This is a genomic window from Halomonas rhizosphaerae (genome assembly GCF_030012485.1).
GTDB lineage: Bacteria > Pseudomonadota > Gammaproteobacteria > Pseudomonadales > Halomonadaceae > Halomonas > Halomonas rhizosphaerae.
In genome coordinates, this window is sequence record NZ_JASCQQ010000037.1 from 52,531 (window position 1) to 67,786 (window position 15,256).

The 15,256-nt window shown below is 55.5% G+C and carries 16 protein-coding genes and 2 pseudogenes; 10 read left to right on the plus strand and 8 right to left on the minus strand.

The window, feature by feature from the left end:
- Positions 1–4 precede the first annotated feature (4 nt).
- The 3 genes from QLQ86_RS16915 (at position 5) to fabB (ending at position 2,374) form a co-directional block, all read left to right on the plus strand.
- Complete coding sequence (locus QLQ86_RS16915) at positions 5–502, plus strand: DUF2878 domain-containing protein (RefSeq protein ID WP_282817802.1); 498 nt, start codon at positions 5–7, stop codon at positions 500–502.
- Between the two features lie 125 nt (positions 503–627).
- The gene (gene fabA, locus QLQ86_RS16920; protein WP_282734474.1) at positions 628–1,143 is read left to right on the plus strand and encodes a 3-hydroxyacyl-[acyl-carrier-protein] dehydratase FabA; all 516 of its coding nucleotides are present in this window, start codon (positions 628–630) and stop codon (positions 1,141–1,143) included.
- A 13-nt stretch (positions 1,144–1,156) separates the two neighbouring features.
- Positions 1,157–2,374, plus strand: a complete 1,218-nt coding sequence (gene fabB, locus QLQ86_RS16925) for a beta-ketoacyl-ACP synthase I (RefSeq protein WP_282817750.1) — start codon at positions 1,157–1,159, stop codon at positions 2,372–2,374.
- A gap of 74 nt (positions 2,375–2,448) precedes the next feature.
- Here fabB and QLQ86_RS16930 read toward each other — a convergent pair whose 3' ends face one another.
- The 4 genes from QLQ86_RS16930 to QLQ86_RS16950 form a co-directional block, all read right to left on the minus strand.
- A complete protein-coding gene (locus QLQ86_RS16930; protein WP_282734476.1) occupies positions 2,449–3,210 on the minus strand; it encodes a lysophospholipid acyltransferase family protein in 762 nt (253 codons plus the stop codon).
- Positions 3,207–4,097 carry a sugar nucleotide-binding protein gene (locus QLQ86_RS16935; protein WP_282734477.1) on the minus strand — a complete coding sequence of 297 codons (891 nt, stop codon included), beginning with the start codon at positions 4,095–4,097 and terminating at the stop codon, positions 3,207–3,209. The genes QLQ86_RS16930 and QLQ86_RS16935 overlap by 4 nt, the downstream gene beginning before the upstream one ends.
- A gap of 1,133 nt (positions 4,098–5,230) precedes the next feature.
- Entirely contained in the window at positions 5,231–6,247 is a 1,017-nt protein-coding gene (locus tag QLQ86_RS16945; protein ID WP_282817751.1) for a hypothetical protein, read from the minus strand.
- Positions 6,248–6,449: 202 nt separating this feature from the next.
- Positions 6,450–7,088 (minus strand): recombinase family protein, encoded by a 639-nt coding sequence (locus QLQ86_RS16950; protein ID WP_282817752.1) that lies wholly within the window; start codon positions 7,086–7,088, stop codon positions 6,450–6,452.
- 276 nt (positions 7,089–7,364) lie between these two features.
- On the opposite strand from QLQ86_RS16950, the gene QLQ86_RS16955 reads away from it, so the two are divergent.
- On the plus strand, positions 7,365–7,778 hold the full coding sequence (locus QLQ86_RS16955; protein ID WP_282817753.1) for a hypothetical protein: 414 nt from the start codon (positions 7,365–7,367) through the stop codon (positions 7,776–7,778).
- A 317-nt stretch (positions 7,779–8,095) separates the two neighbouring features.
- Here the strand turns inward: QLQ86_RS16955 and QLQ86_RS16960 are convergent.
- Positions 8,096–9,064, minus strand: a pseudogene (locus QLQ86_RS16960) (DDE-type integrase/transposase/recombinase).
- On the opposite strand from QLQ86_RS16960, the pseudogene QLQ86_RS16965 reads away from it, so the two are divergent.
- The 5 genes and pseudogenes from QLQ86_RS16965 to QLQ86_RS16985 form a co-directional block, all read left to right on the plus strand.
- Positions 8,988–9,233, plus strand: a pseudogene (locus QLQ86_RS16965) (ATP-binding protein); the annotation flags it as partial. The pseudogenes QLQ86_RS16960 and QLQ86_RS16965 sit on opposite strands and share 77 nt — an antisense overlap.
- 664 nt (positions 9,234–9,897) lie before the next feature.
- Entirely contained in the window at positions 9,898–10,122 is a 225-nt protein-coding gene (locus tag QLQ86_RS16970) for a hypothetical protein (RefSeq protein WP_282817754.1), read from the plus strand.
- An 8-nt stretch (positions 10,123–10,130) separates the two neighbouring features.
- A complete protein-coding gene (locus QLQ86_RS16975; protein WP_282817755.1) occupies positions 10,131–10,511 on the plus strand; it encodes a hypothetical protein in 381 nt (126 codons plus the stop codon).
- Positions 10,512–10,660: 149 nt separating this feature from the next.
- Entirely contained in the window at positions 10,661–10,939 is a 279-nt protein-coding gene (locus tag QLQ86_RS16980; RefSeq protein WP_282817756.1) for a CopG family ribbon-helix-helix protein, read from the plus strand.
- Positions 10,940–11,244: 305 nt separating this feature from the next.
- The gene (locus tag QLQ86_RS16985) at positions 11,245–11,619 is read left to right on the plus strand and encodes a hypothetical protein (RefSeq protein WP_282817757.1); all 375 of its coding nucleotides are present in this window, start codon (positions 11,245–11,247) and stop codon (positions 11,617–11,619) included.
- Positions 11,620–12,407: 788 nt separating this feature from the next.
- Here QLQ86_RS16985 and QLQ86_RS16990 read toward each other — a convergent pair.
- The gene (locus tag QLQ86_RS16990) at positions 12,408–12,779 is read right to left on the minus strand and encodes a histone-like nucleoid-structuring protein, MvaT/MvaU family (RefSeq protein ID WP_282817758.1); all 372 of its coding nucleotides are present in this window, start codon (positions 12,777–12,779) and stop codon (positions 12,408–12,410) included.
- Positions 12,780–13,323: 544 nt separating this feature from the next.
- Here QLQ86_RS16990 and QLQ86_RS16995 point away from each other — a divergent pair.
- Complete coding sequence (locus QLQ86_RS16995) at positions 13,324–13,920, plus strand: class I SAM-dependent methyltransferase (protein WP_282817759.1); 597 nt, start codon at positions 13,324–13,326, stop codon at positions 13,918–13,920.
- A 48-nt stretch (positions 13,921–13,968) separates the two neighbouring features.
- On the opposite strand, the gene QLQ86_RS17000 is transcribed toward QLQ86_RS16995, so the two are convergent.
- Both QLQ86_RS17000 and QLQ86_RS17005 read right to left on the minus strand, forming a co-directional pair.
- Positions 13,969–14,439: a hypothetical protein gene (locus QLQ86_RS17000; RefSeq protein WP_282817760.1), complete on the minus strand. Its 471-nt coding sequence runs from the start codon at positions 14,437–14,439 to the stop codon at positions 13,969–13,971.
- Positions 14,418–15,248: a hypothetical protein gene (locus tag QLQ86_RS17005; RefSeq protein WP_282817761.1), complete on the minus strand. Its 831-nt coding sequence runs from the start codon at positions 15,246–15,248 to the stop codon at positions 14,418–14,420. Before QLQ86_RS17005 ends, QLQ86_RS17000 begins: the two co-directional genes overlap by 22 nt.
- Positions 15,249–15,256 lie beyond the last annotated feature (8 nt).

A 15,256-nucleotide genomic window follows, 5' to 3' on the forward strand; every position in this document is an offset into this window, starting at 1 on the left:
GAAGATGCTGGCCAACCTGGCCGCCTTCCAGGCGGGCTGGTTCGCCTGCGTGCTGGGCGGCTCGGGGGTCGGCCTGCTGGTGGCCGCGGTGATCCTCACCCTGCACCTGGCCTGGCTGGCGCGCCCCGGGGAATGGCGCTGGCTGGCGGGCTTCGCCGCGCTGGGGCTGGTGGTGGACGGCGGCCTGACGCTGGCCGGCGGCTTCGACTTCGCTGACGGGTCGCCCCTGCTCGGCGGGCTACCGCCATGGCTGTGGCTGCTCTGGCCCCTCTTCGCGACCCTGATTCACCACTCGCTTGCCTGGCTCTGGCAAAGCCCCTGGCTGGCCGTGCTCGGCGGCGCCACCAGCGGCCCGCTCTCCTACTACGCCGGCGCCCGCCTCGCCGGGGTGGAACTCGCCCCCTGGCTGCTGCCCGCGGAGGCGCTGGCCTGGGCGCTGATCTGCCTGGTCCTGAGTCGACGCCTCGGCAGTCCGCTTGCCCTGACAAGGCCGGCCCGCTGAGGCCAGCCCCGCCTCTCCCGCCTACGGCGTGCATTCATCGTGTGTGGACAGTAGACTAGGCACAGCCGCCCGGCGGCCCCGGGCCGCTTTCGGCACACAATGATCTCGACTCTCGGAACGATTCAGTGACCAAGCAACACTCCTTTGATCGCGAAGAACTGCTGGCCTGCTCACGCGGCGAGCTGTTCGGTCCGGGCAATGCCCAGTTGCCGGCCCCCAACATGCTGATGCTCGATCGCATCATGCACATCCATGAGGAAGGCGGCGATCACGGCAAGGGCGAGCTGATCGCCGAGCTGGATATCCACCCCAACCTGTGGTTCTTTGGCTGCCACTTCCCCGGGGATCCGGTGATGCCCGGCTGCCTGGGCCTGGACGCCATGTGGCAACTGGTGGGGTTCTACCTGGGCTGGCTCGGCCACCCCGGTCGGGGCCGCGCCCTGGGCTGCGGCGAGGTCAAGTTCAGCGGCCAGATCCTGCCCGACGCCCGGAAGGTCACCTACCGGATCAATATCAAGCGCATCATCACCCGGCGCCTGATCCTGGGCATGGCCGACGGCACCGTATCCGTCGACGGCCGCGACATCTACCAGGCCAACGACCTGCGCGTCGGCCTGTTCACCTCCACCGCGAATTTCTGAACAGGAGGCTCCCATGCGACGAGTGGTAGTCACCGGCCTGGGCATCGTGTCCTGCCTGGGCAACGACGCACAACAGGTTCTGGAGGCGCTCAGGAGCGGGCGCTCGGGCATCCGCTTCAAGGAAGACTATGCCGAGCGAGGCTTCCGCAGCCAGGTGGCCGGCAGCGTCGACATCGACCTGGACGCCCTGATCGACCGCAAGCTGCGCCGCTTCATGGGCGACGCCGCGGCGTTCGCCTATGTCTCCATGGCCCAGGCCATCGAGGACTCGGGGCTGGCGCCGGAGATGGTCTCCAGCGAGCGCACCGGGCTGATCGCCGGCTCCGGCGGCGCCTCCAGCGCCAACCAGGTGGAGGCCGCCGATCTGATGCGCGAGAAGGGGCTGCGCCGTGTGGGTCCCTACCGGGTCACCCGCACCATGGGCAGCACCGTCTCGGCCTGCCTGGCGACCCCGTTCAGGATCAAGGGCGTGAACTACTCCATCTCCTCGGCCTGCGCCACCTCGGCCCACTGCATCGGCAGCGCCGTGGAGCAGATCCAGATGGGCAAGCAGGACGTGGTCTTCGCCGGCGGTGGCGAGGAGGAGCACTGGACCCTCTCCTGCCTGTTCGACGCCATGGGCGCCCTCTCGACCCACTACAACGACACCCCCGACAAGGCCTCACGGCCCTATGACCAGGCCCGCGACGGTTTCGTCATCGCCGGCGGTGGCGGCATGCTGGTGCTCGAGGAGCTGGAGCACGCCCGGGCCCGCGGCGCGAAGATCTATGCCGAGGTGACCGGCTACGGCGCCACCTCCGACGGCCACGACATGGTCGCCCCTTCCGGCGAGGGGGCGGTGCGCTGCATGCGCCAGGCCATGGCCACCGTCGACGGCAAGATCGACTACATCAACACCCACGGCACCTCGACGCCGGTGGGCGACGTGGCCGAGCTCAAGGCGATCCGCGAGGTCTTCGGCAACTCCACGCCGGCGATGAGCTCCACCAAGTCGCTGACGGGCCACTCCCTGGGCGCCACCGGCGTGCAGGAGGCGATCTACTCGCTGCTGATGATGGAGAACGACTTCATCGCCGCCTCCGCCAACGTCGAGACCCTCGACGAGCAGGCCGACGGCTTCGATATCGTCACCCAGCGCCGCGATGGCGTGACGGTCGAGCGGGTCCTCTCCAACAGCTTCGGCTTCGGCGGCACCAACGCCTGCCTGGTGCTGGAGAAGTTCCGCGACTGATCCCTCACGCTGCTCCGACCACAACGCAAGAGGCGCCCCATGGGGCGCCTCTTGCGTTGCGGGGGCGATCAGCGTCAGGCCAGCGGCTGCTCTGTGGCCGGCGGTGCGGCCGTGGCCGGGCGCGGCACTTCGGAGATCTCGGCCAGCCGAGCCTCGATCCACGCCTCCACCTCGACCAGCACCTCCTCGGAGGTGCGGCCGGCGGTCTCGATGGGCTCGCCCACCTCCAGCGACAGACGCCCCGGGCGCTTGACCCAGTGACGTCCCGGCCAGCGTTCCCCGGCATTGTGGGCCACCGGCACCACCGGCACGCCGGCGCGGCAGGCAATCACCACACCACTCTTGCTGTAACGCCGCCGGCTTCCCGGTGCCACCCGGGTACCCTCGGGGAAGATCAGCACCGAGAGCCCCTCGTCGAGACGAGACTTGCCCTGGGTGAGCACCTGCTTCATGGCCCGGGCAGGCCTGCTGCGATCCAGAGCGATGGGATGCAACAGCTGCAGCCCCCAGCCGAAGATCGGGATGTTCAGCAGCTCCCGCTTGAGGACCGTGCAGACCGGCGGATGGAGCAGCTGCAGATAGACGGTCTCCCACTCGGACTGGTGGTTGGCGAGGATGACGCAGGGGCCCTCGGGCAACCGCTCATGGCCGTGGAAGTCGTAGCGCACCCCGCAGACCAGGCGGAACCAGGCGATGATGAAGTGGTTGTAGAGGTTGAGCAGGCGATAGCGGGAGCGCAACGGCAGGAAGGGCGCCGGCGGCAGGAAGAGCACGCCGCAGACCAGCATGGCCAGGAAGTAGCCGGCATAGAAGACCAGGCTGCGGATAACGTTCATCGTGACATCGACTCCTCTTGCGCCTTGCCGTCATCCCTCGCCAGGCACCAGGTATCCAGCATGCGCCCGACCTCCAGGCGCCAGGGCTTCTGATGGACGCCGAACACGTCCAGTACCCGCCGGCAGTTCAGCACGCGACGCAGCGGCTGGTCATGATGGTGGTTCAGCGCCTTGACGCTGCCCAGCGCGACCCGTTCGCCACGGCCTTCGAGCCGCGTGGCGAGTTGGGTACGCACCATGGAGACGAAGGTGTAGGCGCTCACCGGCTCGGTGCCGGCCAGGTGATAGCTGCCCCAAGCCTCGGCCCCGCAGTGCTGCTGCTGGAGCATGCCGATCAGCGCCATGGCCACGGCATCCGCCGAGGTCGGGCAGAAGATCACGTCGGACTCGGCCCGCACCTCGCCACCATCCATCAGGGTGTCAAGCAGCTCGCTCAGCCAGGCCTGGCTGCCCTCCAGGGCGAACAGCGGGCCCAGCCGCACGATGAGGTGCCGGGGATATTCGGCACGGATCCGGTCGCCGGTGCGGATCAGCCGCCTCAGGCTGTCGTCGCGGGGCTCGGGGATCACATGCTCGTCGATGGGGACGTCGAGGCCGTCTTCATAGAGCTGGTCGGAGACGCACCACACCAGCGGGATGTCCGCCTCGCGACACGCCTCCATGCAGGCCTCGACCGCCTCGGCATGGGCCGTGACGGCCGCCGGCTCGGCGGTGATCGGCCGCGACAGCGGCGGGATCACCAGCGCATCCGGCCGCAACTCCTCGAGCAACCGGAGGCTGGGCGCCAGGCCCGGCTCGATGGTGAGCTCGGTGTCGCTGCGCCGGTTGGCCTCGCGAGCCAGCGCCAGGCTCAGGCAGTGCCCGGCCTCCAGAATCAGCAGCTTCACGGCTGGCCCCTGCTTAGAACGGTAGTCGGCATAAGACATGGAAAGGGGCTGCCGTCTTTCTGCCTAAATATTTGTTATGCATCGAATTTTACCCTCTAGAAAACGAAATAGCAAAGAAAAATGTAAAGGAATGGACCAAGATGCGGACAGGTCGAGCGCCCACATGATCGGATGTAAAGCTAGCTATCTTTACACGCTGAAAGCCAGGCCCCGTCTGGTGATCATGATAACTTCATGACGGATGCACGTCAGTAGCAGCACCTGCCTAGTCTACTGCTCCCCCGCAGCATGCCGCCCCCGAAAGGAGGAGGCAAACACAATGCCCCCCCGGATCCCCCTGGCTATATCCTCATCAGCCTGCCGACCGGAAATGTAAGCTATCCGCTACATTTACCCTGGTCTCCGTGGATCTCGCGATGAAGCGTAATCGATATACTAAGATGGGATGGAGGTATCGGAGGCAAAGCGTCTCCGAGATCTGGTGCCCGGCCAATGGAACTACTGGCAGAAAGACACCCTCGACAATGCCTCCCTCAAGGAGACCGTCTCGAGAAAGTGATGACGCCCGAAGCGAAGCGGCGGGCCGTAACGCAGTTGGTGACTGGCGGCTGGCTCAACCAGTGGTATGCCTGTTGCTTGCAGGGTCTGCCAAGACCGGTGGCCCGCTACTAGGCGATACCGAGTGACGAAGAGGCGCTTCGGGCTCGGCTGAACGCATGGCGAGCGGCTACCCCCGCTACGGTTACCTGTTGCTGCACACCTTGTTGCTTCAAGAGGACCTGGTGGTCAACCGCAAGCTGACCAGCAAGGGGGGTGTTCTTCGGGCACGTAAGCCGAAGGTCACACTAGCTTACATAGATCCTGGCAAGTCGACACAGAATCCCGTATCGAGAGATTCTACGGCGAGTTCCGGGGTGGCTGCCTGAATCAGCACTGGTTTCTGAGCCTGACCGATGTGATGAATGAAATTAACCAATGAAGAGGCCACTAAAGCCATGAGAGACCGCACACCTCGCTGGGCTATATGCCACCGGTTGTTTATACCCAGCAGTGTGCATAAAGGTACGATGTCCCACATCGTAGGTGGACCTAAACCAAGGGGAAGGACACAGACCATTACGACAAGTCATAAATTACGATTTCCCTTTTCCTAGTCCAGGGGCGCCGCCCTGTACGGTGCGAATACTCCCTCCCTTGGGCGTTCGGGTTCGCGATTTATTAGCACCAGCAGGACCTCCGTACTGCTCGACGTACTCCCGCCATTCTGCGCGGCGCTTCTCTTCTGCCCGTTGATCCGCCTCTTTCTTGAGGCGTTTTTGCTCTTTAAGTTTTCCACGATACTTACGCCAGCGAGAAACAACGAGTGTACGCTCCTCAGGGGGAAGAAACTCGTCCATATACCAGTCGTTATCGTATGCCACCTCAATCACCGAGTGATGAGTCATGTCATCCAGATAACGGGCCTTGAGAAAGCACATCGCCCGGATCGCGAGAACAGTGTCGGGGGAGGCTGGATAGGAGCGGAGCCATGCCAACTCTAGGTTGGCCAATGTAACGAAGTGAGCCGCCTCCTTCGGGCTTCGTGGACGGGGTCCCTTGCTGCGAGGCAAGCCCGGGAGCGCAATCCGAAACATGTCATGGACAAGGATCTGTCTCACCCGTTCAGCAGTTTTAGGGTCCTCCATTTCCTTGGTGGCAAAGTCCTCGGCGATCAGGCGATCACGATGGGTCCGAGAAGAAGAGGTGTAATAGTTGCTATAACCTGAAGCCTTCATTACGGGCTTGACGGCACGATAGGCGAGAGGAATGCGGGTATCTTCGTCAAGATGCCCCCAAAGTTCGACATCCTCCAGCGCTTTAACCTTATGATGCTTTCGCATCAAGCGTCCTGCCAATTTGAGTTGATGCTTAATATAGTTTCGAACCACACGCTGCCGAGGCCATGAGGTAGCTTGATCGGCGATACGCCGCCACTGATCGAGCTGTATGACGCGATGGCGAAGTTGCTCGTAGGGCTCGTGGGGCATTGACGGGGGAAAGGGAACGCTAGCGAGTTCCTTCTTGAGCGACGGATGCTCGATGCCCTCGGCAATGGACAGTCGCTCTTCGGCAGTTAACTCGACGAGGGGCTTTTTGCTTTCCTTGGCCATACTGGCTCCTAGGTGTATCCATTGATCATTGCATCGAGGCATACATAACACAAGAGAATCGATTATGGCCAGTATGATTAGCTGTTAGATACCGTGTGATTGACCACGCGCGTCGAAAAAATCCGACCGTATAGCCTATCATTCCTTTGACGCTGTGACAGAAAATTGACAGGCCAGCATTTTAAACAAAACTCAAGAACTATCAAAAACCAGTTACTTTACTTAAAGCCAAAACTCTTTGCACAGTACTAGGAGAACACCCAGCCAGCTCAGCTGTCTTGCGTATGCTGAATCCCTTAGCTCTAATTTCTGCCACTTTCATATGTAGTGCATTATTGGCAGGCCTACCCTTATAAGCCCCTCGTGCCCTGGCTTTCTCGATGCCTTCAGATTGCCGTCTCCTGCGATCCTCATAGTCCTTCCTCGCAACCGCTGCTAGCATGTCTAGCAACATATCATTCACAGCATCGAGCATCCGAGCAGTGAAATCTTCACCACCTGTGGCTCGCATCGCTGCATGACTCGTTGGCAGGTCAAGGGCAACGATGCGGACCCCAGCTACCTGAATAGCCACTTTGAGCGATTCCCAATCAGCGCGGGCCAAACGGGTCAATCGATCCACCTGCTCTATTAGCAGAACATCGCCTGGACCTGAATCTGCAAGAAGCCTGAGAAGCTCAGAGCGATCTGCTTGAGCACCACTTGCATTTTCGGTGTACCACGCAGCGATCCTAGCATCATACTCATCAGCAAATCGCTTGAGCACTTCTCGAGCACGATTCGCATCTTGGTCATCTGTGGAAGCTCGAAGGTATCCACGGACAAAAATTTGGGGGGACATGATTAGCATACCTCTTTGTACCGTTTTGGTTGTATTTATATCTATTGTACCGCTTTGGGTATAAAAAGCAAAGTTATCAGTACAAGAAAGATACCAACTAGACCGTGCTCACTAAGGTATACCAAAAAGAACACACACACCATTAGGCTTAACAACTAGCATGGCAAAATAATTAATTTATCGAATAATAACAAAGAGCAAAAATAGTTCACTATCAGGGTTGACAGGCGAGCAGAAATCGCGAAACTTACATTATCAGCCTTATGGAGATGAAAGATGGATTATCCAGATATACAAAAATGGGTATTGTTGACTTTCAGCGATGGGGATACTATTTATCGCTTTTTGTTCATGCAAAAAAAGCTTCCGAACGGCACGCTTGACAACAGCGAGTTGTGGATCAAACATTTCGATCCGTCGGATCTGGTTGCAGAAACCGATAGAGATGCAATTCAATTATCTGGGGAAGGATTTGAGCTAGGGTTCGATTTATATTATTTAACACCAGCCAATGAGCCTGCTAGCATTTTGATAACTCTCGCCAACAGAAACAGGGAGCGCGGGCAACCATACTATAAAGAAGTAATAAAAAACATAAAATGGATAAGTCATTTTGGGGATATTGCCAACCGTAACCTATGCCTCGAGTCAGCACTCAATCTCCTACAGCCTTGGGAAATAAATGATTGAAAACATCAATTTCTTTTAACAGCTATAATTGCCACTAGGGAATCGCTGGTCAATTTGATGCCAAATGCGTTCGGCACACAGCGCAGTAACTAGAGAGCTTCAGCGGTTAGTTTCTAACCACACAGGGGTCCTATTTCGGCTGTAGCCGTGTTATACGGCTACCAGGAAGGTCAGGCCGCTTGCGTGCTGTTGTGATGACATCTGAGGTATTGACCTGATCAGGCTGAACGGTTCCTCTGAACAGAACCGAGCTGTTCAGTGCTCCCCAGGTTTCTGTGCGCAGTACTTCGCATAGCAGGGAAGCTACTGCCAATGCCTTAAAGGAGGGTGTCGGGTCCCGTGTGATTGACTACCCGCTTGGTGAATAACTCCGGCCGCTTGGCCTGCCATTCCTTCATAGCTGCAATCGGTGATTGATGATGCAGCGCCTACTGAGGGATGTGGTAATTGTACAGCCAAGCGTAGCGTTTGAGCGTCTGCTCCAGATCCTCACCTGAGGTATAGCGCCGGGTCGCGAGCACGTCGCTGATGCGGCCGTTGAACCGCTCCACCATACCGTTCGTCTGTGGCCTTCCCGGCTTGATCAGGCGATGTTCGATACCATGGGCCTGGCACTCCTGGTCGAAGGGGTGGCGGCCGCTGGGCGTGCGCTCACCTGCCCGCGTGAAGCGATCGGTGAACGACTTGCCGTTGTCAGTGAGCACCGTCTGGATCGTGAAGGGAGCCTTCTCCTCGAGGCACTTCATGAACGCCTTGGCATCCTTGGCAGACTGGCTGCGCCTGACCTCCAGATAGACCCAGCGTGTGGCACGGTCGATGGCGGCATACTGGTAGCGCTTCTGCTCCTCATCAGGCATCTGAGGCAGGTGCTTGATGTCGATATGCACGTACCCGGGCTCGTAGTCCTTGAAGGGCTTGTGCCGGGGCTTTCCATAATCGCCAGCGTCCTGCCGAGCCAGTTCTGCCAGTGTCGGCACCTCGCGCCGCTGGAGCATGCGGTGCAGGCCTGAGCGAGACAGTCGAGGGTTCAGGAACTCACGTGCCACGACGAGCAGATCATCCAGGCCGAGGCGCAGGAATTCACGAGCGGCGATCAGCACCTCCTCCTGCTCAGACGTGAGGGTGGCCAGTAGGTTGTGACGCGTGTGCGGTCGGTCATGGACTTCGTCGCGGTACCGCCAGCGCCGGATGGTCGCGGGGGAGACACCATACTGGCGGGTCAGCACAATCCTCACCTCGAACAAGTCGTTCATGGACTGGGGCGAGATCTTCGGTGACCAAGTCATCGCCACGGCGATCCTGGATCGGCTGCTGCATCACTCGACCACGCTGAACATCAAAGGCGAGAGCTACCGGCTGAAAGACAAGCGTCGAGCCGGATTGGTGACCACACCGACCACGAAGCAGGACGAGACCTCACACGCCCCTGACCCTGTTCCGATGAGTGAAGACTGATGAACACCGGACAATCTGAATTGATGAAATCCAGACAACCTTCGCTAACGTTGACAACGATAACTGATACATGCCACGCAAACTCATCAGGTATCTGTTATCATCCCGGTTTGGCAACTCTGAAGGGGCTCCCAAGGGAGCTTAGCAAGGGGCATGAAGCCCTCTCAGCCAGGCACCATGAGCTAGCGAGTCTTACCTCGGGGCTCAATTGAAAGCCCGTCAAGTCTGTTGAGCAAGTGCTTCAATCACTCGCTGAAGCGTATAGTTGTGTAACAACCCATGGACCCAGGAATCCATCGGACCTCCTCAGTGTCATACCAACTGAAAGATGTGCTTGATGAGAAACTGGCCTTGCCCTTACGCAACAGCACAACCCAGAGATATTGCCGTAACCGTCGAGTATCTAGGATCAGCGCTTCGTGAAAGCACGACACAGATAGCCTAGATACCACAGGCATTTACAATGATCATCACTTGCGCATTCAAGGGGCTACCAACATGATGCTGGAACGCATGTACGACGCTGGGGATCATATCGTACTGCCATCATCATGGAACCTTTGTTAAAATCGCTTTTCATCAGGGCATGAGGTGGCTGCAAGGATACTGGTGAAACGATGGCGCAATTCAATTTCAATAACACAAACCAAAAGGATTGCTCAATATGCCAGAATTCCGCGACTCCCGCATTGGCATCCGCAATGCTTCGCTGATGCTTGGGGTCACTGTTACCGAGTTACGGGAGGCCATCCTCTCCGGCAGCAAGATTCATGGCGTAACCCCACCCAAGCCATTGTTCAACGCCGGCCAACGAAAATCTGAAATGATGTTCAAGGCGGGGGATATCATGGATTGCGCTGAAAACATACAAGCTATTTCAAACCAATGAGGAAGCAAATGACAGACCTGCAAGCGTTCGAAGAAGCATTATTGTCGTCACGGGAGAAATTTGTCGAGCAGCACAACCGTTCGGTTCAACGCGCCCAGGAGCAGTTTGGCAAGCGGCGTGTCTCAGCAAAGAAGATCGACCTGCCTCAACAAGAACCCAAAAAATCACCTCAAGAATCCCGAGGCAAAGCGTACACTGGCGTTGCGTATAAAACGGGATACATTATTAAGCTTGTTGTAAGAGAAAAGAAGATGAGCCTGCTTGATGAGGTGTTCGAGTACCAGTCTTCCAAAATCTCTGAACTTGAAGCGCGCATCGACGCAGAAAAAGCCGCGAAAGCAGCAGGCTACCCAATCATTGGCTATGTTCAATCTATTGAAAAGTTGTGATGGCGTTACGATGCAACTTGTGGAATATCCCCTCCCCGGCACATAGGCGGCTTGGTGCCAGAGGCTGTTCCAGCACTACGGTAAAATCGACATCCATGCCGGATCGGTCTAGAGTAGTACTAGCTACAACTCTAGATCCGGAGGCCAACATGGCAACACCAACGTCCATCACGCTCAATGAGGACCTTAAAGAGCGCGCTCAGCGTCTGGCAGAAGCTCGCCTGCGCCCGGTGGACTGGCTCATGCAAGAAGCCATTGAACAGTACGTGGAGCGGGAGGAGAAGCGAGAGGCCCTCAATCAAGACACGCTAAAGGCATGGGAGGACTACCAAGCCACCGGCCTTCACGCAACCGCTGACGAAGTGGAGAAGTGGCTGACCAGTTGGGGGAGCGCTGAGGAAGTGCCCACCCCTGTATGTGGCAAGTGACCGCTGGGCTATTGGGCTGTACTGCTGTTGCGCAAAACACCCTGAACCTCGGGTTTTGCTGGTTTCATGCTACAAAAGTGACCAGGGGGGCTTGATGAGAAAAAATATTGACATGGACGACGTTCTAGAAAATTTAGAACAAGACCGTCGCACCGGAAAACTAGCACGGGTAGTATCTGGCAGTGATGTGAGATATGGAGTCGACCCTGAGGATCCCGAGCGACTCGTGTCGATAGACAAAGAGGGCCGTAAGCGACAGTTACCTAGAAAACTTGATACAGAATAGACCCAAGCTGGAGGGTGCTATGGAGGACAAAGGGAAAGGCACTCTGAACGATTATCAAGAGGCAACAGATTTTATCGGGTCACTCCCCTTCTCTGTCCAACAAAGACTTTTTAATTTTTCGGAAGAGCGCCAAGAGGCCGGTGAGGTGCTTATTGCTGTGTTGCTGGAAGAAGCACGCGCATTGCAGCTGTATGACGCTATTTATGATGATGTCGATAATGAATATGACCTACCCAATCCGATGCTGTCCCGCGTCATCAGAGGTTGTGTCGATCACTTAGGCCAAGTGCCAATGGGAGCGGACAGAGATGCTCTGATATGTGAGTACCCCCAGATTCTAGATGCGATAAAAAGCGCATATAAAAAGCATGCTACCGCACAGATAGAAACATAATCAAACAGACCAAAAAACATACTCATGATAAGAACCACAACATACATCCTGCAACCTTTTTTATATTGCGGAAATGCAGATCAGTCACACTCTTGGCCAAGCAAGTGATGTAGCCACTACCATCCAGTATCGGAACTGCCTCCACGCGTTCTCTCAAGAGTCCCCTGCCCCGCGTGGTGATTGCAATTCTTGTCGTAACCACTCCTCTACATCAACACACACCTCATCATTATCTTCTGGCAAAACAATAGCTTGACACAACCCCGGTTCATCTCGAAAGAAGAACCGTTCAGGGATGACAATCGAATCGCCTCCATGCAGATAGGCTACGATTTCCCCACTCCAACAAGGGAGGTACGCACGGTCGCTTTGCAGGCACTCCAGTGCCTCGCGGAAGGTCTCCAGGGGCTGAGGGAACCGATCTCGCAGGTCAAAGGCCCGATAAGCAAAGATCCGGTCCAGCGGGTCTTCTGAATCAGGTGGTGATGGGTGAGTCATGCCTCTCCCCTTCTGTCACGCGTACTAACTCTCATGTTAGCCGATTGCCCATGGTAGCGCTGCCTGTTGTGCACGGAACTGGGATGGATGAAGACATAGCTTCATCCCGCTAGCCATACATTGACAGGAGTGGGTACAGCGCTCTATCCGCTCATTAGTGAGACGCTCAAGCCGTATTACTAGAGAAACGCCGCCATGGACGCATACATCCTCCAGAAAGCAAAAACCCCACATCGCTGAGCGTATGTGGGGCTTGATGATCGAGCTTCGGAGGCTATCGCTGTGCTGAATCAGTCTTCCGTGCGGACCAGCCAGGACTCGACGGTCTCGTCACCAAATTCTTCCTTCCATGCTTTGAGCGTCTTCTGGTTACCACCACGGGTCTCTACGACTTCACCGGTGTTCGGGTTCTTATAAATCTTGAGCTTACGCTTGCGACGAACGCCGGTTGAAGGCGCTGCTGAAGAAGAAGCAGGCTTCGGGTCTAGTAGAGCAATGACATCCGCAGCGCTCTTCTCGTAGTCCTTCATCAGCGCCTCGAGTTTGTCCTTGAACTCAATCTCGGCCTGTAGGCGTGGATCAGCTCGCATCTCTTCAAGCTGCTTTTCCAGCTGCTGCTTTTGTTGCTCGTGCTGGGCGTAGGCCGTGAGGAGGCTTGACATAGAATAGGTCTCTAGCTGTTGAATTTACATGTGGCATGATAATTAACGACAAATAGAAACGCAACGAGATTTTTTCTTTCATCTCGAGTGTCGGTGGAAAAGAAGAGATGGAGGTCCACGAGCATGGACGGAAATCACATCTGCTCGGACTAGGCTGCAATCGCAGGGCGCCGCTCAAGAGCCTGAACATGGCTCACATATCCGCTGCCACTGTTAAGAACGTAAGGATAGTTAGACACAGCCTTTTGTCGGACGCGGTGAATCCGACCAGTTCATCGGTTGAGCGCCGCCCTGCATGGGTGACAACCTGGAAGGTTCCGTAATTTGGCGGCATGGGTTGTGGTATTGGTTTACCCTGATACGGAGATTTCCCTCGGTCATCCCTGTCATATGCTCCTCTTCCCCCTTTCGCAGCGCTGGCTGCCAAAAGTAGAGGACGCGGGACGCTCCTCGGAAATGGACGCGCAAATGTAGTCCTGGACCGGCGATTGGCACGAGGCAAGATCGGCCGAGAGGAGTACTAGCGGGTAAAGAAGGATCACGAATGTCGAACCCCATGTTTCCCGCCACTGCCATGCCGGACAGGGGCTGGTGGCATGCCCTATGGCCCAACCCCGACAGGGTCATCAAGGCCTTGCGCATCGAGCCGGGGATGAAGGTACTCGACCTAGGCTGTGGCGATGGCTATTTTACCGCCGCAATCGCCCGCCAGGTGGGCGCGGGACGCGTCATCGGTTTCGACCTCGACCCAGTCATGCTCGAGCAGGCGCAAGCAGCATGCGAAGGGATGTTGAATTGCAACTTGCTACTTGGGGACGCCATGGCACTCAGTCGTCTTCTGGATCCATCGGTGGACTATATGCTAATCGCCAACACCTATCATGGAGTACAGGATAAGACAGCCCTGGCCCGGGAAGTCGCCAAGGTCCTGAAGCAGAACGGCCGCTTTGCTATCGTGAATTGGCATCCCCTGCCACGGGAACAGACGACTGTTCTTGGGCAGCCGCGAGGCCCCAAGGCCGCAATGCGCATGTCAGGAGAACATACTCGGACGGTGATCGAGCCTGCTGGCTTCAAGCTGGAGAAGCAGATGGAGTTTCCTCCCTACCACTACGGAGCTGTTTTCATCCGTACCATCTGATCATCAGGGTCCCTACACCTGCATCGTAGTAACTTAACAATTTATATCTTATTTATTTTTATACAATTCAATTAGTTTTTCACGTAGATCGTAAAGCTGTTCTGGCCCGCCAGCTTCTAACCATTCATCATCAGTAAGAACCTCCTTCGCATCTTGAAGAACAAGAACTTGCTGGGTGAGAGCACACTTAGCGAAAGATATATAGTATATACGTTCTTTATAATCGCTAGGATATTGACCAGACAAACCACCGTCTAAAATAGCAGTCCACTGTGCACTAGCACGAACTTGAGCTTGCGCTTCACATTCCTCATTGATTTTAGCTACCAATTCCGCCTGCATATCACCATCAAGGGCAGACGCATGAGCAAATGAAAAAATTTGGAATAATAGAAGCGAACCAACTAATGGCAGTTTAGCATTTATCACACAACCTCCAAAATCAAAAATATGGCACTTGTCGGATCCCGGGTGATTGATTACCCGCGACCAGAAGATTATTTGCAGTGAAACTGCCAATTTAAATCCCCTGGAAGCACGGTTGCTGTAAGATCATCTTCTCTATAATCTAGGAGTTTTTCTTTTGCCATTCCTATATTCTGCCCCTGAACTTCCTTTCTAATTTCAGAAGTTCTCTCTTGTCTTTTTATCCTATCATTTACATTCCTTATTTCCTCAATAAGCTCTTTTTCCCTTTCGTCATAATCAGAAAATGGATTTTCTCCTCGCGCGCTAACTACATCAAGCTCAGCTTCCAATAGAATTTTGTGATTTTCAAGTGATGATATAGAAATCGTATTAGGAGCACCTATGTTTTTCTGGCTCTCAATATATTTACTTTCATTAACCTCAACCGGAGCCTCTATTTCCTCTTTGTTATACACATGCAAAACCATGGAGTAAATATCAAGCTCAAAAACCAATGGAGAGCTAATTGCCCAAAAATTAACCTCAAGAAAGTCTCTTGAATTATGAATAACATTACCTTTAGGATCTTCAATGGAAGGAGTTAAAGATAGATCACTTACTTCTCGAATAGAAAAATCTGAGTATTGATGGAAAACAACACCTGCATCTTTTACTTCAAAGTCTTTTATTTCCTTCCAATCAAGGCCTTTTTTCAAAAAAAACCGTTCTTTTCTTAAAAAACCATTAACATACTTGAGGTCATAATCAGAACACTTAATAATAATTTCATTGGAAAGCAAAGTGTCTTTGATGTCAGTGAATTTCTCATACTTCTTTTCTTCATCCGCTAAGATTTCTATTGAAAACCCTGCCACCAGTATGGTGTAAGCAATGTTCTTTAAAATGCTAACAGTCTTCATATGCCATC

Bases quoted from the DNA above. Each gene is read 5' to 3' on its own strand.
- QLQ86_RS16915 (WP_282817802.1), top strand. From the start codon at position 5: ATGCTGGCCAACCTGGCCGCCTTCCAGGCGGGCTGGTTCGCCTGCGTG.
- fabB (WP_282817750.1), top strand. From the start codon at position 1,157: ATGCGACGAGTGGTAGTCACCGGCCTGGGCATCGTGTCCTGCCTGGGC.
- QLQ86_RS16930 (WP_282734476.1), bottom strand. From the start codon at position 3,210: ATGAACGTTATCCGCAGCCTGGTCTTCTATGCCGGCTACTTCCTGGCC.
- QLQ86_RS16945 (WP_282817751.1), bottom strand. From the start codon at position 6,247: ATGGCCAAGGAAAGCAAAAAGCCCCTCGTCGAGTTAACTGCCGAAGAG.
- QLQ86_RS16950 (WP_282817752.1), bottom strand. From the start codon at position 7,088: ATGTCCCCCCAAATTTTTGTCCGTGGATACCTTCGAGCTTCCACAGAT.
- QLQ86_RS16955 (WP_282817753.1), top strand. From the start codon at position 7,365: ATGGATTATCCAGATATACAAAAATGGGTATTGTTGACTTTCAGCGAT.
- QLQ86_RS16970 (WP_282817754.1), top strand. From the start codon at position 9,898: ATGCCAGAATTCCGCGACTCCCGCATTGGCATCCGCAATGCTTCGCTG.
- QLQ86_RS16975 (WP_282817755.1), top strand. From the start codon at position 10,131: ATGACAGACCTGCAAGCGTTCGAAGAAGCATTATTGTCGTCACGGGAG.
- QLQ86_RS16980 (WP_282817756.1), top strand. From the start codon at position 10,661: ATGGCAACACCAACGTCCATCACGCTCAATGAGGACCTTAAAGAGCGC.
- QLQ86_RS16985 (WP_282817757.1), top strand. From the start codon at position 11,245: ATGGAGGACAAAGGGAAAGGCACTCTGAACGATTATCAAGAGGCAACA.
- QLQ86_RS16990 (WP_282817758.1), bottom strand. From the start codon at position 12,779: ATGTCAAGCCTCCTCACGGCCTACGCCCAGCACGAGCAACAAAAGCAG.
- QLQ86_RS16995 (WP_282817759.1), top strand. From the start codon at position 13,324: ATGTCGAACCCCATGTTTCCCGCCACTGCCATGCCGGACAGGGGCTGG.
- QLQ86_RS17005 (WP_282817761.1), bottom strand. From the start codon at position 15,248: ATGAAGACTGTTAGCATTTTAAAGAACATTGCTTACACCATACTGGTG.